The following is an 18,451-nucleotide window of genomic DNA, read 5'->3' as shown; positions in this document are numbered from 1 at the left end:
CGCAAGAGGATGGGGTGCAAACAAAAAGACCAGTTTCAGTGATTACCCACTAAGACTGGTCTTCAAGGTAGAACAAATTAATCCAGCCGATCATCCACCCGGTTATAGTAAGCTACGGCAATATCATCACCGCGCACTTCCAACTTGGTCACTGACCCATTCAGGGCGGAAACCGCTACGTCAATGTCTGGCTGGAACCGCGACACGATACTGCGGATAGTCGTCCCATGACTGGCAACTAATACTTTATCGCCATCGACACAGTCCCGCATCAACATGTCGAATCCGGGTTGCAATCTCTTCCAGTACGTCGCGTTATCTTCAGCATCATTAAAGGGGTCTTGAGCAGCAATTCGATCCTTGACACCTTCAATCGTATAAGCCGAAATCATGGCGTTGAAAGTAATGTTGCCATCAGGTCCGCCGATCATGTGCCAAGTTTGGTTTTCGTCGTTACCTTCAAAGTAGCCGAAATTTTCTTCTCGAAAGGCTGGTGCAATGGTAGCCTTATTGACCGTACCTTTGTTGGCTGCCAGAATGTATTCAGAGGTGTGCTGAGCCCGTTCGGAGTCGCTGGTATAAGCTTTGGAGAACGGAATATGCGCTAGCCGTTTTCCTGCTGATTTGGCATCTTGGATGCCCTTATCAGTGAGGGCTGCGTCGATCCAACCTTGAATTCGATGGTACTTGTTGAGGACAGTTTGTCCGTGTCGCACGAAATAAACGTCAAAATTTGCCAATGACTTACCTCCAAAATAAGTGTTTGATTTAGTTTAATTTGCCCAATTCACGACGAATTTGAGCGGATTGCTGCTTGCTGCTGGTAAATAGGATTCGATCGTTAAGTTTTAGCGGTGTATCACCACTAGGTCGCACGAAGCGCTTTTCGCGGTAAATCTGGGCGATGGTGATGTCGTCAATAAATGGCAGATTGCGGATCTGGATGTCCACATACTTGTGGTTACGCAACTGAACTTCGTAAACGCCTGCCTCGGTAGAAGTCAGCAGTTCCAGCGTCGATGGGGTTTCAATCAAACTGCGCAGCATGCTGATCTGAACATCCGGCGTACTGAAAACTTCCACACCGAGCTTGAACAAGGTGTCTTTGCGCTCATCGAGAATATTGGGGTCTTCAAATCTTGCGATGACCCGTGGGACACCGTACTGTTTGGCTGATTTTGCCAGCCGATAATTTTCCTTGGAGTTGCTCTGACCCAAAACAATCATATCTGTGTCAAAAACGCCAGATTCAACGAGGTCATTGGGAACTAAGTTTTCTAGCAAATGAACATCAATTTCACTATTAAAGGCCCGGTAGTTTCGTTCTTGATCGGTATACATATGAATGTCATAGCCGTGCTTGGTCAGCTGTTGTGCTACTGGAACAGTCAACAAGTTCGTTCCAATAAAGTGAACGTTCAGCGGTTTGGCGTCGGCTGCTTCAGTCCGGTAAAGCCTGTTGAAGGTTATTGGGCCGATGATACATGTCAGGATGGCAGCCAGCAGGAAAGCACCTGACTGCTGTGCCGTGATGCGATGCAAATGCTGAGCAACTTGCAAAATGGCTAGCACAACGGTCAGCGTCGTGCTGCTCATGGCAGTTCCTGCAAAGGCGTTACCAGTGGTGAATCGTAGACGTAAAATAGGCCAAATGGCGGCTTTAGCCACCAGGTAAGCAATCAAAAAGATGGGAATCAAAATCAGTGTTTTAGGATCAGCTAATAATGTCCGCAAGTTCAATCCGACACCACTCATAATGAAGAAGATGGGAATGAAGAAGCCATAACCGATGGAATCTAGCCGAACCTTGGTTTCTTCGTGAGGCTCGAGCAGTTTGATGACGATACCTGCTAAGAAAGCACCCAGAATGCCTTCAGCACCAACCGATTCTGCAATGGTCACCAAGAGGACGATGACGAAGAAGGAGAGCCGAACATCCAATTGAGTGGTTGATTTGTTGATGCGGTCAAAGAATTTGAAGAAGGTTTTAAATCGCACCACCAGAAGACCGGCCGCCAACAAAATCAACAGCAACAGCCACAATGACTTTGCAGTGGGGCTGTATGCTGACGCGTAAAAAGTCAGACCGATCATAGGCACCACTTCACCCAACGCAGAAATTAGTAGAATCGTTTGGCCAAAAGGCTTACTCAGCAGTTCTTTTTCCTTTAAAGCGGCAATGACGATCCCCAGAGAAATGGTCATGAATAAGATCATGCCCAACCAAACATCGGTGAACAGGCCAGTGAATTTAAGCCCATAAGCTAGCCCCACTGACATAATCACGATGGCGCCGTAGGACATGAATGCCAAAACCACCGGTGAATACTTTGGCGCGTTAGCGGATTGTTTCTGTTCCAGCGGTGTCAGGTCGTTGCGTTTGCGACTGAATAGACTGAAATCAATTTCTAGCCCACTGAGGAACAACAGCACGATAACGCCAACGTCTTTAAGCATGCTTAACGTATCGTTGCTATGGATCACGTTAAATAGGCTGGGACCCAGGACCACGCCGACAATAATTTCAACGACGGCAGTGGGCAGCAGGGTTAATTTAAATCGCGCCATAATCAGCGGAATGGCCAATGCGGCTAACAGAATAATGACTAATGAAATTTGATCCATAATTTTGCCTCGAATCATTTATAGGAATAATAGTGCTAGATGGTTCTTATGTGATGCAATTAGTGATATACTTTAATATCGAATTTACGACTGGAGGACGCTATGGCAGATACGATTAAACAGCAAGAACAAGCACATTTAAACGTCGTCATTGATAAAATTAAAATTGCTCAGGCTAAATCGCAGGAACGAATCGACAACGCAAAGTCGGATGAGGCTGGTATTCGCAGTAATCTGGTCAATGAATTACGGCTGAAAACCGATTCCTATGAAGGCATCATGGAAACCGGTCTGTCCGTTCATGCGCAACAGCAACAGCTCAGCGAACGCCAAAACAGCTGGCAGCATGCTACGGATGAATTGAATACGTTGAAGAAAATGGAAAAGACGCCCTACTTCGCTCGAATTGATTTCCATGAAGTTGGCGAGCCCAAATCAGAAACCATTTACATTGGGCTGGCTTCTTTTTCTGACGAACCTGATCGTTTTCTAGTATATGACTGGCGTGCGCCGATTTCTAGTGTTTATTACGATGGCGGTTTAGGGGACGTGACCTACCAGACGCCCGATGGGGAACAAACCGTTAATTTGCAGTTGAAGCGTCAGTTCCAGATCGAAGATGGCACCATTAAAACGGTGTTTGATACTGAAGAAGCTGTCGGTGATCAGATGTTGCTGGACGCCTTGAGTGAGCAGTCCGATACTAAGATGAAGAGTATCGTCACTACCATTCAAAAAGAGCAGAACCAGATTATCCGGGATACGAAGTCCGACCTGTTGTTCGTTCAAGGGGCAGCGGGTTCCGGTAAAACGGCGGCCGTTCTACAACGAGTGGCTTGGCTGCTGTACCGTTATCGAGGAAAATTAACGTCCGGCCAAGTGATCCTATTTTCACCAAACCAATTATTTAACGACTATATCGACCAAGTGCTGCCTGAACTGGGTGAGCAAAACATGGTCCAAATGACGTATTACCAGTATACCGGCCACCGGTTACCGAAGATGTCCGTGGAGACGCTGGCACAACGCTTCAGTGAAGATTACAGTGATGCTGAAAAGCGGATTGACGCGCTAAAGGGCAGTTTAGTATTCTACAATGCGGTCACCGCTTACGCCAATCATTTGGAAAAAGAAGACATGATTTTCCGGAACATTAATTTCAAAGGAAAACCGTTCTTTACCAAAGAGAAAATTCACGAAATCTACTATAGTTTTAATGAAAATTATCGTCTGTTCAACCGTTTGGACGGCACTCGCGAACAGCTGGTCAAGCTGCTCAATCGCCGAATCAGTTCCGAGATGCGGGCTAAGTGGGTTGAAGAAGCCGTCCAAGACCTCAGCCAAGAAGAAATGAACCAGATGAAGGGTGAAGACCCACAAGAGATTGAAGACGCTGACAAGGAATACAAATTCTACGCCAGAAAAATCGTCATGAAGGCCTTCGCACCCATTCGACAAGCCGTTGTGCGCAACCGGTTCTTAAGTATTAACGGTCAGATGGTTCATATGCTACGAAGCATTCCAGCCATCATCAACCTTGATGAGTACGGTATTACCAAGGCTGACTGGAAAGCCAGCGTTGAGCGTACCGTGGCTGACATTAAGCAGTCGAAAATAACTTTAAGTAACATTTCACCATACCTGTATCTGTACGACAAGATGACCGGCCACCATGGTGAAAAGGATATGCGCTACGTGTTTATTGATGAAATTCAAGACTATACGCCATTCCAGCTGGCTTACTTGAAGTTCAGTTATCCACGGGCGAAGTTCACCTTGTTGGGTGATTTGAACCAGGCCATTTTCACCAAAGAAAATAGCAAGTCACTGCTGAGCGAACTGAGTACCATGTTTGATCCGGAAAAGACCCGGGTGGTTCAGTTAACGCAATCGTATCGTTCAACCGCCCAAATCACCGATTTTACCCGCCACATCTTAGTGAACGGGGAAGCGGTGAAGGCCTTTGCGCGGGATGGTGCTTTGCCAGTGATCAGCGTCCAACCTGACCGGCAAGCAACGTTGAAGCGGCTGATTGAGCAGTTGCGGGCTAACAATAACGAAAATGAATCTACCGCTATCATTGGTAAGTCATTGACAGATTGTCGTAAGCTGGCGGATGATTTACAGGCTGCCGGAGTGAAGGCGACCTTGATCCAATCGGAGAATCAACGGTTGGCGCCAGGGGTTATCATCGTACCGTCGTTCTTAGCTAAGGGGTTGGAATTCGACGCGGTCATCGTTTGGGAAGCCTCCGCGAAGAATTACCATCAGGATGATGAACGTCAGTTGATGTACACGATTTGTTCACGGGCGATGCATGAACTGACGGTGTTGGCAACGGATGAGCTGTCACCACTGTTTGATAACGTGCCTGATGATGAGTATGTAAAAGAGTAAATTTAAAAGCGATTGAATCTTTGCGGTTCGATCGCTTTTAAGTTATCACAACGCGTTATAGCGCAGACGTGATGGCTCGTGTATAATGAACTCAATTTAGTATTTACGGAATATGATGAGGCTGACATGAATGACTGATATGATGAATTACGATGTATTTAGCAAAAATGAATGGCGCGATTTTTATCAGGAAGCATCGGTGCCGCTGACCCAAGCAAGTTTGAAGCAGATTCAAGCCTTTAACGACCGCATTTCGGTGCAGGACGTGCAGGATATTTACATTCCTTTGATTCACTACCTGGGGCTTTTGATCAAGCACTTTGATGTCTGGCAAAATTCCAAAGCCAACTTTTTGCGACAGAATCCGCGACAGGTGCCTTACATTATTGGGATTGCCGGTAGTGTGGCAGTGGGAAAGAGTACTACGGCGCGGCTACTGAAAGTGCTGATGAATCACTTCTTTCCTAGAAGGCGCATTGAAATGCTGACGACCGATGGCTTTCTCTACTCCACCGCTGAACTAAAGAAGCGCGGGCTGCTGACACGCAAGGGTTTCCCGGAAAGTTACGACATGAAGGCGTTGATCACCTTTTTAAACGATGTTAAATCGGGTAAAGAGCTGATGGAGGTGCCGGTGTATTCCCACAAGAATTACGATATTGTGCCGGATGAAGTTCAAGAAATTGAGCGGCCAGACGTTTTGATTATCGAAGGAATCAATACGTTGCAACTACCAAGTTCTGAGCAAATTTACGTTTCCGATTTCACCGACTTTTCCATTTATGTGGATGCACGACCAAAGTTGATTGAAGAATGGTATCTGGAGCGGTTTAAAGCCCTGCTGAAGCTGGCAGAAAATGACCCCGATAACTATTACCATTCCTATACTAAGGTGCCGCTGAAGCACGCTGTGGAGTCCGCTAAGAATATCTGGTATAGCGTTGATCTGCCAAATTTGGAAGATTACATTTTGCCTACTCGCAGTCGAGCCGATTTGATCATCCATAAGGGTGAGCAGCACATTATCGATCAGGTCATGTTGCGGAAGTCATAACTGGTCTTTTTGGCTAGATGTTAGTAAAATACGGTTATTTGTGAGTGTTCAGGCTTGCCATAATTGAAATTAGTTGATAAAATCCGAACGATTAAATCTTCCTCATTTTGATTGACCGTTATTACAAGAATCTGTATAGTATAACTAATGGTTTCAAGCTCTGTTTAATAAGAAAGGTGTGAATGGATTGGCAAAGGTGGATTTATCGTCCTTTGATAAGATCATTGTGCTGGACTTCGGTTCACAGTACAATCAGCTCATTACGCGTCGGATCCGTGACCTGGGTATCTACTCTGAATTGATGTCCCACGAGATCACTGCTGACGAAGTAAAAGCTCTAAATCCCAAGGGTATCATCTTTTCTGGTGGGCCCAACAGTGTGTACGCTGAGGACGCGCTGCGGGTCGACCCTGAGATTTTCAAGTTAGGTATTCCAATTCTGGGAATTTGTTATGGGATGCAGTTAATGGCTTACAATTTAGGTGGTCAAGTGAAGTCTGATAACGGTCAATACGGTCGTGCAGCCATTACCGTGACCAGTGATGATGCCAAGTTATTTGCCAACACGCCTAAGGAACAAAACGTCTGGATGAGCCACGGTGATTTAGTCACTGAAGTGCCAGAAGGCTTTACCGCGGTTGCTACTAGTCCTGAATGCCCAATTTCCGCAATGCAGGACACCGCACGGAATTTCTATGGGATTCAATTCCATGCTGAAGTGCGTAACACCGACTACGGTAACGATATTTTGAAGCACTTTGCCTTCGATGTTTGCCATGCTGAAGCTAACTGGTCAATGGATGATTTCATTGATCTGCAGATTCAACATATTCGTGAAACTGTTGGTGACAAGAAGGTACTGCTAGGACTTTCCGGCGGTGTGGATTCATCCGTTGTGGGTGTGCTGTTACACAAAGCCATCGGCAATCAGCTGACTTCCATTTTTGTAGACCACGGCCTTTTACGAAAGGGCGAAGCTGAACAGGTTATGGATAGTCTGAAGGGCAAGTTTGGCTTGAACATTATTCAAGTTGATGCTGCTGATCGGTTCTTATCCAAGCTAAAGAGTGTTAGCGAACCTGAAAAGAAGCGGAAGATCATTGGTAACGAGTTCATCCAAGTGTTTAACGATGAAGCTCAAAAGCTGGATGGAATCGACTTCTTAGCTCAAGGTACTTTGTACACCGATGTAGTTGAGTCCGGTACTGATACTGCTCAAACTATTAAGTCCCACCATAACGTGGGTGGCCTGCCGGAAGACATGAAGTTCCAACTGATCGAACCATTACGGACTTTGTTTAAAGACGAAGCACGTGAATTGGGCGAGAAGTTGGGCATGCCTTCAGATCTCGTTTGGCGTCAGCCATTCCCAGGTCCTGGTTTAGGAATCCGGGTGATTGGTGAAATTACTCCTGAAAAACTGGAAATCGTTCGTGATAGTGACTTTATCCTCCGTGACGAAATCAAAAAAGCCGGCTTAGACCGCGACATCTGGCAATACTTCACTGTTCTGCCAGGTATCCGTTCTGTCGGTGTCATGGGTGACGGCCGGACATATGATTACACCGTTGGTATCCGTGCCGTAACTTCTATTGATGGGATGACTGCGGACTTTGCACACATTCCATACGAAGTGTTAGCTCAGATTTCAACACGTATCGTAAACGAAGTGAAGCATGTTAACCGGATAGTGTATGATGTTACGAGTAAGCCGCCTTCGACGATTGAGTGGGAATAGTAGAAGCTAAGATATAAATACCGTTATACCGGCGTTTCTTGACTCTTTTCTTCTGTATTTCCCGTTGCTGGCACCGAAATGGCACCAGTAATGTGTTTCTTGCCCGTAAACTGATTACGAGTGGGGACAACGACTGAATGATCCGCCGGAGTGAAATCAACTAGACCATTAAGGTGTTGTGCTGTCTCAAAGTTACTATTTGGATATAGATGTCCATAAGTTCCTAAAGTTGTTTGAATGTCTTCATGTCCCAAACGTTCCTTAATAATTAATGGGTTTTCCCCAATACTAATTAACAAGGAAGCATGAGAATGTCGAAGCGCGTGGACACGAATTCGATGAACATTCGCGGCCTTAGAATAGACGTTGATTACTTGAGACAGTGATCCGCGAGTAGTTGGCACACCATTGTATGAAAGCACAAAATCTGTTTTAACTTCAGACGCTTGAATCTCTTTCCACTCGGAGAGATATTCAAGTGTCTTTTTGTCTAACGGAACTGTCCGAGCACTGGCGCGAGTTTTGGGTGAAGTAAATTCATAGTTAAACGCATTTAAATAATAAAGTGTTTTGTTGATCCGGATCGTACCGGCTTTAAAATCAACGTCTTCCCACTGAAGAGCGGTTGCTTCACCGATGCGGGCACCGGTCATAAATAGAAGCCAAATTGTGGTGAAATTGAAACGCTGATAGTAGTCATTAAGATCCATTAAGGAAATAACTTTCTCAAACTCGGCTTTAGTCCAGAAATCGACTTTCTTCTTTTCCTTCTTTAAATTGCCAACAATTTTTGTTGGATTCTCTTCACAGAATCCTAGTACAATTGCACGATCAAAAACCAAAGATAACAAGCATTGAACTAGGCGGGTGTATGAATTACTTACTTGACTCTTCATCATGATTTGCCATTTCTGTATGTCCACCGGCGTAATTTTGTTAATGAAATACTTGTTAAATCCTTTGAATTGCTTTCGAAAGACGCTAACGCGACTGTCAAAAGTAGCCTTTTTGACATGACCTTCATACCAAGGAATAAAGAATTGCTGGCAGAAGTCACCAAAGGTAATCTGATCTGTTGAACCTTCTTTAACCCCATTCGCCATTAAATCACGATAAGCAGTCTTTGCTTCACGCATTGTTTTAAATCCGCTACGGCGTTTTTGGACACGTTTACCAGTTCGTTCATCCACACCAATGTTGGCACGGAAATAATAGGTGCCGTCTTTTGCTTTTTTTATTACTTCGGTTGTCTTTGTCATTATGATTGCTCCTCTGACGCAGATGCACCGATTTTAGCTAACTCTGAAAGAGTTCGCGCATTGAGCGTAAGACCTAATACTTCTTCAACCGCAGTTACTGGAACGCGGCCTAGCTTTGGTGACTCGTAATATGGACAGCCTTTCTGAACCATTAACAGCTTTGCACGTCTGATAATGTCTTTAGAAGCCCAAGGTCCATATCCTAAAGCCACAAGTTCATGTTTAGTCATAGTGACAACGTGAACCATAATTAGCCTCCTTTCGCTGGAAGCTAGACCGTATATCTTAGCTTCCATATTAACAGGATTGGGGAATAAGTGCAGCTCAATTGTGTCGGAAAACTTGCTACCCAGTTCCGTCACTAACGGACATAGGAATTTCACCTCTCCTGCTTACGTGGGAGCCTCGCGGAAGTATCATTATTGACTTAACTTGTACGATCATCAGTTAAAAATCGTAATCAAAGTGTGGGAGGCGCTCGCACTTCTGGTCATGGCGTCCGCAGATCAACAGTTCAAGTAAAGTCAGAAAGTCAGGGTAGCAATATTCAGTTTTCAAAGGACTCACAGGTGTTATTGCCTGCTCACTATATACATACAGATAAAAATAGAAAATGAAACCCAAAAAGCAAACTAATCGAAAAAAGATTAGCTGAAATAATGCTTGACGTTTACATAGATATAGGTCTATATTGTAGATATAGATACGTGTCTATATTTGTGAGGGGAGAACGTCAATGGATTATCAAAATTATGTGCTAATGCTAAAAGCAATGGCTGACCCTAATCGTCTCAAAATCATTGATTTACTTTCCTGCGGTTCGCTTTGTGCCTGTGATATTTTAGAACATTTTGATTTTTCACAACCAACGTTATCGCACCACATGAAAGTTTTACAAAATGCTGGGATCGTCACGGCACGTAAAGAGGGTAAGTGGCAGCATTATACATTGCAGGCTGAATTTACGGCTAAATTTAGGCAAGGGACTGAACTACTTTTAGCCAGCAATGAAGAATGCGTTTGTCATGGTGACGATTGCATAGATCAGCAGACAAGTCATTCCAGAAAGGTTGTTATCACTAATGAAAAAAGTTGAATTATTTGAACCAGCGATGTGCTGTTCTACCGGGGTTTGTGGGCCAGCGGTCAATGAAGATCTATTAATGATCACTTCAGCGTTTGACGCGTTACAAGGTGTTTCCAGCGTTGAAGCCGACCGGTATAATCTTAGCAATAATCCAGATGTCTTTAGTCAGCGGGCCGATATTCTAGCTGCAATCAAGGATGATGCCGATGCAACATTGCCGATCACTGTTGTCGACGGCAAAATTGTTAAAACCGGCGCTTACCCAACAATTGATGAGTTATCGGAATATACTGGTTTAGTTTTCGTGCCGGCTGATCAATCAAGCGGCTGTTGTGGTGGAAGTGGCTGCTGCTAATTTTTTGGTTGAAGCAAGAAATGGCACAGCCGTTTCTTTTAAATTATATATAGATGATTATCTATGTTAGGAGAATATATATGCGCGAATATCAACCACAAAATGCTAATTTAACTCATTATTTATTTTTCACTGGTAAAGGGGGCGTCGGTAAGACCACAACGGCTAGTGCCACCGCCATCAATCTAGCTGATAGCGGTCAGCAAGTGATGCTGGTCTCCACTGATCCAGCTAGTAATTTACAGGATGTATTTGATACTGATTTGACCAATAAACCCAAGGCAATCACCGGTGTGCCCGGTCTATTTGCCGCTAACTTTGATCCGGTGACTGCTGCCGGTGAATATCGGGAAAGCGTCGTTGGTCCTTACCGCGGCGTGTTACCGGATGCAGCAGTCAAAAATATGGAGGAACAGTTGTCTGGTTCATGTACGGTCGAGATCGCATCGTTTAATGAATTCGCTAAATTTTTAACTGATCCCGCTGTCGATCAGCGCTTTGATTATATTATTTTTGATACAGCGCCGACTGGTCATGCGTTGCGTATGCTGCAATTGCCCTCAGCTTGGAATAATTACTTGGCGGAAAATGATCGTGGGGCTTCATGCTTAGGCCAACTAGCCGGGATGGGCGACAAAAAAGCAATTTACGCCAAGGCTGTGGCTACTTTAAGTAATGGCGAATTGACCACCTTAATGTTAGTCACGCGTCCCCAAAAAGCATCATTACTGGAAGCGGCGCGGGCAGCCCAAGAATTAGCTGATATTGGCATGCAAAATCAACAATTAATTATTAATGGAACGTTGAAAACACCGACTGATCGTGCTTCCCATGCTATTTTTGAGCAGCAGCAGACTGATTTGCAACAGATGCCAGCAACATTACAGGCGTTGCCCCAAGCAGAAGTACCGTTACGAGCGTACAATGTTACTGGCCTAGATAAGTTGAGATTAGTTTTACAACCGGAACAACCAAGTTTAGCAACTTATCCGGCAATTACCAATCACTATCCTAATTTAGATACCATTGTTGCTGATTTAATTAAGACTAACAAAAAAATTATTTTCACCATGGGTAAAGGCGGCGTAGGTAAAACTACGGTGGCCGTGCAGATCACTAAAAAGCTGGTGGCCCAGCATAAAACCGTTCATTTAGCCACCACTGATCCGGCTGATCATCTTGATTTCTTTAACACAGATGATCCTGCAATCACCATCAGTCATATTGATGAACAGCAGGTACTTAAGGACTATCAAAATGAAGTGCTGACGACGGCGCGTCAAACCATGAAATCGGCCGATGTTGACTATGTGGCTGAGGATCTACGCTCACCATGTACGCAAGAAATTGCCGTTTTCCGCGCTTTTGCTAACATTGTCGCTCAAAATGATAGTGATGTTGTAGTCATCGATACGGCGCCAACCGGCCATACGCTACTGCTACTGGATTCGACTCAAAGCTATGCCAAAGAAGTCAAACGCACTGCCGGTGATGTGCCTCAAGCAATCGTTGATCTGTTACCGCGGCTACAAGATCCAGCGCAGACTGAAATTGTAATGGTGACTTTACCGGAAACAACGCCAGTTTATGAGTCGATGCGCTTGAATGATGATCTAGATCGGGCCCAAATTGCGCACACCTGGTGGTTGGTCAATCAAAGTATGCTGGCAACGGAAACAACGCATCCTTGTTTGCAGGCCCGGGCGCAAAATGAAGTTGAATGGATCGAAAAGGTTAAGCAGATTTCCAATGGTCATTTTGCAGTTGAACAATGGCAACCAGATTTTGAGCAGGCGTTATTAACGATTTAGCGTTATTAAAATTTGAAATAAAGGTATCAATTAATCAGGGTAGCAATACCCTGATTTTGGTAGTTGGGAGGAACCATGCAAGTCTTTTTCGCCGTTTTTATATTTTTACTGACATTATTATTTGTTATTTGGCAACCTAAGGGACTATCAATTGGCTGGACTGCGATTGGTGGTGCCGTTCTAGCACTATTATTCCGGGTGGTCACGTTTAAAGATGTTGGCACTGTCACCGGAATCGTTTGGAACGCGACTTTATCTTTCGTCGCAATTATTTTGATCTCACTAATTTTGGATGAGATTGGTTTTTTCGAGTGGGCTGCCTTACATATGGCGCGGCTAGCTAAAGGTAATGGCGTGCGCATGTTCATTCTGATCGCCGTTTTAGGTGCAATTGTCGCCGCCTTATTTGCTAACGATGGTGCAGCGTTGATTTTAACGCCGATCGTCTTGGCAATGGTCCGTGCGTTACATTTCGATGAAAAGCGGGTTTTCCCATTTATCATTGCTAGTGGCTTCATCGCTGATGCAACATCACTACCGTTAGTTGTCAGTAATCTAGTCAATATTGTATCAGCTGATTTCTTTGGTATCACATTTTCGGAGTATGCGCTACGGATGTGGCTACCGGATCTTTTTTCATTAGTTGCTAGCATCGGTATTTTGTACTTATATTTTCGTAAGGCGTTACCTAAACACTATGATGCCAGCCAAGTTGCTGAACCAAAATCGGCGATCAAGGATCAACGATTATTTAAATTTTCTTGGGTCGTGCTGGCAGCGTTATTGATTGGTTACTTTAGCAGTAGCTTCCTAAATATTCCAGTTTCGATTATTGCTTTGACGATTGCCTTGATCTTTTTGCTAGTCGGTCAGCTAAGTCATCACGTCAATACCAAGGCCGTTATTAAAGGTGCACCGTGGAATATTGTTTTCTTCTCAATTGGAATGTACGTGGTGGTTTATGGCCTACAAAACGTTGGCTTAACGGCATTGCTTGCGGGAATCATTGCTAAAATGGCAACTGGTGGGCGTTTTGTCGCCACCATGGGCATGGGCTATATGGCTGCGTTCTTGTCGTCGGCCATGAATAACATGCCAACTGTGATGATCAATGCTTTATCGATCAAAGGGGCGAATGTCTCTGGCTTAATGCACCAAACCTTAGTTTATGCTAATATTATTGGTTCTGATCTAGGACCAAAAATTACGCCAATCGGTTCATTAGCAACTTTAGTTTGGCTACATGTTCTAGCGCAAAAGGACGTTAAGATTGCTTGGGGCACTTATTTTAAAATTGGTATCACGATCACGATTCCAGTTTTATTCATTACACTATGTGGTTTATGGTTATCGTTAAGTATCTTTGGTTAAGGAAGGATAGCTGATTATGATGCAAACTAAATATGAGCAACAGAATTCATTGGGCAATAGTCTAAACATAATCGATACTTTGGTGAAGCAAGTTGTAAGTGCAGAAATAGAAGCAATTTCTGCGGCGTATCTGATTCAAGCCAATCAATAAATTAATCTGCTTGAATTAAAATATAGCCATGAACTAGTAATTCAACAGAACTTGTCTCAGGTGGAAACGGCCTTTTTGCAAATCAATTAGTTAATTCTAGATAATTTAGCGGTTAGTTATTTTCGTGACTATACTCAAGTGGAGAAAGAGTTTGATCATTTTGACCGCCTGATAGGTGAGGTAAAAGATGATCAAAATAGAGATTTTTGAAGCAGCAATGTGTTGCGCAACTGGTGTTTGTGGGCCAAGTGTTAACAAGAAACTTATTCAAACGACTGCAATTCAGCGTCATGTTAATGCAGACAGCAAAAACAGAATCACACGTAAAAATCTAGCACAAAACCCAGATGCCTTTGTTCATAGTCAACAAGTGCATGACTTATTAGAAAAGTATGGCGTCGCAATTTTACCAATTACTATGGTCAATGGTAAAATCGTTAAACAAAAAGATTATCCAACTTTTCAAGAGTTCTCAGACTACCTACAGCAAGATTTAAGTCGGGCACGTGTTCATTAACCGGAGTGAAAGGAATTAATTAAATGGTACGTGATGCAGAAAAATTATTGATCATCGGTGGTAGTGACGCTGGTATTTCAGCGGCCTTAAAGGCCAAAGAACTTAAACCGCAACTAAGAGTTCAAGTATTATTGGCAGATGAGTACCCTAATTTATCAATTTGTGGATTGCCCTATGCAGTTAGTGGGGAGGTACCCAATTGGCATTCATTAGCTCATCGGGATTTACAAGAATTAACGTCGACTGGCGTTGAGTTTCAAATGAATATGATTGCTAAGAAAATTGATCCGCAGCAACATGAAGTTATCGCGCATTCGTTTGCGGGTGAATTACAAATTTATCATTATGATCATTTGGTTGTAGCCACTGGAGCCAAGCCAAAATTATCTGGTATTACAGGGATAGACTTAGCGCGTACACAACAGCAGAATAGTAAAGTTCGTGTTTTGCATACGATGGCAGATTATTTTGCGCTTGAAACGAATTTGACTACAAACAGTGTGCAAAATGTGGCTATCGTAGGCTCCGGCTATATTGGGATTGAAATGGCGGAGGCGTTGCAGAAACGTCATTTAAACGTGACTATTTTTCAACGTGGCGCAGAGATACTATCAACGGTCGATGCTGATTTAGGCCAAATCGTTCATCAAAAATTAGTTGCTAATGATGTTCAGGTTGCAACTAACTTAACTGTTTCAGAAATTAATGAAACTGAAACTAAGGTGAAGGTTGTTGGTGTGAATGCGGATCAAAAGATAAATACTTATGATTTTGATTTGGCTTTAGTTGTGGTTGGTGTTCAGCCGAATACTGATTTATTAGTCGCAGCTGGTTCCGAAACTGGAATTGCTGGTGCCGTCAAGGTTGATCAATATATGCAAACTACGTTACCAGATATATGGGCGGCCGGTGATTTAGTTGAAACAAAACATCATTTGTTAGGGAAGGCTTACTTACCGCTGGGCACAACGGCACACAAACAAGGGCGAACTGCCGGGTTCAATGTTGCTGGTGTTCCACGTACCTTTAAGGGTAGCATTGGGACTCAAGTGCTAAAGGTATTTGATCTAGTAGTTGCGCGGACTGGATTATTAGCAAAGGAGGCCATACAGGCAGATTTTGCGCCATTTACTGTAACAACCGACGTCGATGATCATAAAGCGTATTTTCCGGGTGCACATAAGATTAAGATCAGGATTACCGGTGATCAACATACCGGCCGACTTTTAGGCGTACAGGTAATTGGTTATTACGGTAGTGAAGTTGCCAAACGTTGTGATATTTTTGCAGTGGCAATTTTTAATAATATGACGGTGGCGGAAATTAGTGATTTAGATTTATCCTATTCACCACCAGTTGGCTCACCTTGGGATGCAGTACAGATTGCGACTCAGAATTGGGAGCAACAAAGTTTGAAATATTAATTATTTATTTAAAATATTCCAACATCCAGTTGAAGCTTATATTTTAAGCGTCAACTGGATGTTGGCGTTTTATAACCTAGTTATTTTTGTGATGGAGTTTCAATTACTAATATTAAGTGTAAAATATGGTTCACCATTAAACTATTACATGATATAATGTAATAGTTGGTCGTCACATAATTGTATTACAAGGAGGATACGCATGATAAAAGTAGACTGTTGTCCGGATAAACCAGAATTAGCTAGCCGTGATTTACTGAGTGAAGAGAACGCAAGTGAGATCGTCTTACTTTTTAAAGTTCTATCCAATGATACAAGATTAAGAATTTTACATTGTTTAACGCGCGAGCCTAAAATATCAGTTGGCAAGATTGCGGCTAGGCTTAATATGAAAACTGCAGCTATTTCTAACCAGTTGCAGCGATTAGTTGATCAAAAAATTGTGAAAACTGAACGTGATGGAAATTTCATCAACTATGAAATTATTGATGAATGTACTGCTATTCTATTAGAACGTGCTTGGTGTTTAGCAGAAGACACAGGTAAAATTACGGGTTAATAAATATGTGAAATGGGATGTTGCTATGATTAAAACCATTATAACTGGTATTGTGCTATACGCCTCCACCGCGATTGATTTATTAGTTATTCTGATGTTATTATTTTCAAAATATCGGTCAACAAAACATAAGCAACAAATTTATATTGGTCAATTTTTAGGTTCATACACATTGATAGCAATCAGTCTTTTTTTTGCGTTAGTACTTCACTATGTGCCTGCTAAGTGGATTCTTGGATTTTTAGGTTTAATACCGATTGGCTTTGGGATTAAATATATCCTGAGTGACGAAGATGAAGCCGCTGAGGTTGATGAAAAAATCGAACAGCGAAAAGACAAAAATTTGATCGCAACGGTTGCTTTAATCACCGTTGCATCTTGTGGCTCTGATAACATTGGACTTTTTGTGCCTTACTTTGTATCGTTAACAATCGAACAACTAATAACGACGTTTATTGTTTTTACATTCTGTATCTTCATACTTGTCTATTTGGGTGATAAATTTTCGCGTGTGAAGATTGTTAAGAAATTGTTAGATAAATTTGGTAATTGGATTATGGCAATTATTTATATTGGATTAGGCATGATGATTATTTTAGAGAGTGACACAATTTCACATCTTATTAAAATACTTTTTTGAAAAAATAGGATATCTTTTTTGTTTATATAGAGGTGTTATAGTGGCATCAGAGAATTGGTTACTTGCAAAAAAAATTGTTTCGAATTACGGGTGTGGATTTGAAACATATTATAATATGAAAGTGAACGACGATCTTAGCTTAGCGTGATATTCTACGTAAAACTGAGACTTTTTGTTATTTAGGGGGCGGTAGGAGAAACATTTTGTTTTGTCTGGATTGATGGCGTACACGAGACAATTTTAGTTTTGACCATACAAGAAAGCTGTTATCACGAAAGAAGAGACAATTATGGTCAGAATTAAATAAGGAACGATATTATTGGTGATTAAAAACTTAGTTTGATGACTAATACTGATCCAACTACATTATCAGATATGAATACAAGTAGTTTCATGATAGACACTATGTTTCAACGACTTTTGAAAGAAGGTTCAGAGCTTTCTAACAATTTCATGGATGTCCCAGATTTAAAAGCGGATACGAGTCGTATGTTATTCAGTGTGAAAAAATGAAAACAGCTGTTTGTCCAGATTAGTGGTTCAAAACAGTAATTCTGTTCGTTGCGCATACAAAAAAGATCCGTTGACTCCGCTACACAAGAATAATTAAAAAAGCAACTTAATCGAAAAAAAGATTAATTTACTTTCAGTGATTACTCTAGATAGCGTTCTAAATTGAATTTATGAACAGTGTGGATAAAGTGTTCGTTTAATATTTGGTAACGATCCTCGTCAAAATATGAATGGCCCCAAGTAGTGATGTTGATAATTAATGGCTGAAATTCTTTAATAAGCTTTGCCATGGCAATTGGATCACCTTGTTGAGCTGCACAAATCGTTTCGGTATAATTCATCGCTATTCTCCTCGTAAAGTTAGATTTGGGTCGTCTAATTCTTATGGAGGAGGGGGTGAACGAATCTTGATGACTAAATTAGTCGAAGAAAGTAGCAGCAATTTTGCTTAAGACCTTGCGATGCTGTTTAGAAATCGCTTGACTACTAACGTGCAAGATTTGTCCGATAGCTTTATCCGAAAGCTGCTCAACATATTTATAATAGAGTAATTTCTTTTGTGGATCGGTCAATCTGGCTATTGAAATAACCAGCCTTTCATTGATGAAATACTCTTCAAGGTGTGCTGCTTGTTCCGCTTTAATTAATTTAACGCCCGGTAGCATCTCATCAATCAGGTATTCCAGCGTTTCCTCATTTAGTGGAACTTCAGGAACTTTGTGCTGCTCCTCCACATAAAGTGAGCGAGTCTTGTTTACCAGTGATAGCTTGGCATAATGCGAAAATGCTTGTTTGACATCTTGATCAGACATAACAAATCCTCCTTTTACCAAACAAATACTAAAAATTGTGGCTCTTCGTCAAGTAGAGTTGATTTAGCTTTATAAGAGTACTTGGACCTTAATTGGTCTAAGTACTTTTTTAGTTTACAGTATTTTTAGAAAGTGGTC

Annotated in this window: 18 protein-coding genes; 12 read left to right on the top strand and 6 right to left on the bottom strand. The window is 42.4% G+C overall.

Annotated elements, in window-relative coordinates; genetic code table 11:
- Positions 1-77 precede the first annotated feature (77 nt).
- Both HC026_RS08900 and HC026_RS08895 read right to left on the bottom strand, forming a co-directional pair.
- Positions 78-740, bottom strand: coding sequence for a histidine phosphatase family protein (locus HC026_RS08900; RefSeq protein WP_168925617.1), 663 nt, complete (start codon positions 738-740; stop codon positions 78-80).
- A 28-nt stretch (positions 741-768) separates the two neighbouring features.
- Complete coding sequence (locus HC026_RS08895) at positions 769-2,625, bottom strand: monovalent cation:proton antiporter family protein (protein WP_168925616.1); 1,857 nt, start codon at positions 2,623-2,625, stop codon at positions 769-771.
- 102 nt (positions 2,626-2,727) lie between these two features.
- Between HC026_RS08895 and helD the strand changes: the two genes are divergently transcribed.
- From helD to guaA, 3 genes are all read left to right on the top strand, one after another.
- Positions 2,728-5,022, top strand: coding sequence for an RNA polymerase recycling motor HelD (helD, locus tag HC026_RS08890; protein ID WP_168925615.1), 2,295 nt, complete (start codon positions 2,728-2,730; stop codon positions 5,020-5,022).
- A 130-nt stretch (positions 5,023-5,152) separates the two neighbouring features.
- A complete protein-coding gene (coaA, locus tag HC026_RS08885) occupies positions 5,153-6,076 on the top strand; it encodes a type I pantothenate kinase (RefSeq protein WP_168925614.1) in 924 nt (307 codons plus the stop codon).
- A gap of 187 nt (positions 6,077-6,263) precedes the next feature.
- Positions 6,264-7,814, top strand: a complete 1,551-nt coding sequence (gene guaA / locus HC026_RS08880; RefSeq protein WP_168925613.1) for a glutamine-hydrolyzing GMP synthase — start codon at positions 6,264-6,266, stop codon at positions 7,812-7,814.
- 23 nt (positions 7,815-7,837) lie between these two features.
- Here guaA and HC026_RS08875 read toward each other — a convergent pair whose 3' ends face one another.
- Positions 7,838-9,073: a site-specific integrase gene (locus HC026_RS08875; protein WP_010579438.1), complete on the bottom strand. Its 1,236-nt coding sequence runs from the start codon at positions 9,071-9,073 to the stop codon at positions 7,838-7,840.
- Positions 9,073-9,321, bottom strand: a complete 249-nt coding sequence (locus HC026_RS08870; protein ID WP_010579437.1) for a DUF3173 domain-containing protein — start codon at positions 9,319-9,321, stop codon at positions 9,073-9,075. The genes HC026_RS08875 and HC026_RS08870 overlap by 1 nt, the downstream gene beginning before the upstream one ends.
- A 488-nt stretch (positions 9,322-9,809) precedes the next feature.
- On the opposite strand from HC026_RS08870, the gene HC026_RS08865 reads away from it, so the two are divergent.
- The 9 genes from HC026_RS08865 (at position 9,810) to HC026_RS08825 (ending at position 16,988) form a co-directional block, all read left to right on the top strand.
- On the top strand, positions 9,810-10,169 hold the full coding sequence (locus HC026_RS08865; RefSeq protein ID WP_010579436.1) for an ArsR/SmtB family transcription factor: 360 nt from the start codon (positions 9,810-9,812) through the stop codon (positions 10,167-10,169).
- Positions 10,156-10,515: an arsenite efflux transporter metallochaperone ArsD gene (arsD, locus tag HC026_RS08860; RefSeq protein ID WP_010579435.1), complete on the top strand. Its 360-nt coding sequence runs from the start codon at positions 10,156-10,158 to the stop codon at positions 10,513-10,515. Before HC026_RS08865 ends, arsD (HC026_RS08860) begins: the two co-directional genes overlap by 14 nt.
- 80 nt (positions 10,516-10,595) lie before the next feature.
- Positions 10,596-12,326, top strand: a complete 1,731-nt coding sequence (arsA, locus tag HC026_RS08855; RefSeq protein WP_010579434.1) for an arsenical pump-driving ATPase — start codon at positions 10,596-10,598, stop codon at positions 12,324-12,326.
- Positions 12,327-12,401: 75 nt separating this feature from the next.
- Positions 12,402-13,697 (top strand): arsenic transporter, encoded by a 1,296-nt coding sequence (locus HC026_RS08850; protein WP_010579433.1) that lies wholly within the window; start codon positions 12,402-12,404, stop codon positions 13,695-13,697.
- Positions 13,698-13,713: 16 nt separating this feature from the next.
- The gene (locus tag HC026_RS12890) at positions 13,714-13,848 is read left to right on the top strand and encodes a hypothetical protein (RefSeq protein ID WP_010579432.1); all 135 of its coding nucleotides are present in this window, start codon (positions 13,714-13,716) and stop codon (positions 13,846-13,848) included.
- A 187-nt stretch (positions 13,849-14,035) separates the two neighbouring features.
- Positions 14,036-14,365 carry an arsenite efflux transporter metallochaperone ArsD gene (gene arsD, locus HC026_RS08840; protein ID WP_010579431.1) on the top strand — a complete coding sequence of 110 codons (330 nt, stop codon included), beginning with the start codon at positions 14,036-14,038 and terminating at the stop codon, positions 14,363-14,365.
- A gap of 23 nt (positions 14,366-14,388) precedes the next feature.
- Positions 14,389-15,789 carry an FAD-dependent oxidoreductase gene (locus HC026_RS08835; protein ID WP_010579430.1) on the top strand — a complete coding sequence of 467 codons (1,401 nt, stop codon included), beginning with the start codon at positions 14,389-14,391 and terminating at the stop codon, positions 15,787-15,789.
- A gap of 202 nt (positions 15,790-15,991) precedes the next feature.
- Entirely contained in the window at positions 15,992-16,348 is a 357-nt protein-coding gene (locus HC026_RS08830) for an ArsR/SmtB family transcription factor (protein WP_010579429.1), read from the top strand.
- 25 nt (positions 16,349-16,373) lie between these two features.
- A complete protein-coding gene (locus tag HC026_RS08825) occupies positions 16,374-16,988 on the top strand; it encodes a CadD family cadmium resistance transporter (protein WP_010579428.1) in 615 nt (204 codons plus the stop codon).
- A 653-nt stretch (positions 16,989-17,641) separates the two neighbouring features.
- Here HC026_RS08825 and HC026_RS08820 read toward each other — a convergent pair.
- Entirely contained in the window at positions 17,642-17,842 is a 201-nt protein-coding gene (locus HC026_RS08820) for a helix-turn-helix domain-containing protein (RefSeq protein WP_010579427.1), read from the bottom strand.
- A 78-nt stretch (positions 17,843-17,920) separates the two neighbouring features.
- Complete coding sequence (locus tag HC026_RS08815) at positions 17,921-18,313, bottom strand: sigma factor-like helix-turn-helix DNA-binding protein (protein WP_010579426.1); 393 nt, start codon at positions 18,311-18,313, stop codon at positions 17,921-17,923.
- Positions 18,314-18,451 lie beyond the last annotated feature (138 nt).

It is taken from the genome of Secundilactobacillus angelensis (genome assembly GCF_012641075.1).
Classification (GTDB): domain Bacteria; phylum Bacillota; class Bacilli; order Lactobacillales; family Lactobacillaceae; genus Secundilactobacillus; species Secundilactobacillus angelensis.
The sequence above is the reverse complement of the archived record's forward strand: the minus strand, read 5'-3'. Positions and strand labels throughout refer to the sequence as shown.

Coding starts and splice junctions, on each gene's coding strand:
- HC026_RS08895 (WP_168925616.1), bottom strand. CDS start 2,625: ATGGATCAAATTTCATTAGTCATTATTCTGTTAGCCGCATTGGCCATT.
- helD (WP_168925615.1), top strand. CDS start 2,728: ATGGCAGATACGATTAAACAGCAAGAACAAGCACATTTAAACGTCGTC.
- coaA (WP_168925614.1), top strand. CDS start 5,153: ATGACTGATATGATGAATTACGATGTATTTAGCAAAAATGAATGGCGC.
- HC026_RS08875 (WP_010579438.1), bottom strand. CDS start 9,073: ATGACAAAGACAACCGAAGTAATAAAAAAAGCAAAAGACGGCACCTAT.
- HC026_RS08870 (WP_010579437.1), bottom strand. CDS start 9,321: ATGGTTCACGTTGTCACTATGACTAAACATGAACTTGTGGCTTTAGGA.
- HC026_RS08865 (WP_010579436.1), top strand. CDS start 9,810: ATGGATTATCAAAATTATGTGCTAATGCTAAAAGCAATGGCTGACCCT.
- arsD (WP_010579435.1), top strand. CDS start 10,156: ATGAAAAAAGTTGAATTATTTGAACCAGCGATGTGCTGTTCTACCGGG.
- arsA (WP_010579434.1), top strand. CDS start 10,596: ATGCGCGAATATCAACCACAAAATGCTAATTTAACTCATTATTTATTT.
- HC026_RS08850 (WP_010579433.1), top strand. CDS start 12,402: ATGCAAGTCTTTTTCGCCGTTTTTATATTTTTACTGACATTATTATTT.
- HC026_RS12890 (WP_010579432.1), top strand. CDS start 13,714: ATGATGCAAACTAAATATGAGCAACAGAATTCATTGGGCAATAGTCTA.
- arsD (WP_010579431.1), top strand. CDS start 14,036: ATGATCAAAATAGAGATTTTTGAAGCAGCAATGTGTTGCGCAACTGGT.
- HC026_RS08835 (WP_010579430.1), top strand. CDS start 14,389: ATGGTACGTGATGCAGAAAAATTATTGATCATCGGTGGTAGTGACGCT.
- HC026_RS08830 (WP_010579429.1), top strand. CDS start 15,992: ATGATAAAAGTAGACTGTTGTCCGGATAAACCAGAATTAGCTAGCCGT.
- HC026_RS08825 (WP_010579428.1), top strand. CDS start 16,374: ATGATTAAAACCATTATAACTGGTATTGTGCTATACGCCTCCACCGCG.
- HC026_RS08820 (WP_010579427.1), bottom strand. CDS start 17,842: ATGAATTATACCGAAACGATTTGTGCAGCTCAACAAGGTGATCCAATT.
- HC026_RS08815 (WP_010579426.1), bottom strand. CDS start 18,313: ATGTCTGATCAAGATGTCAAACAAGCATTTTCGCATTATGCCAAGCTA.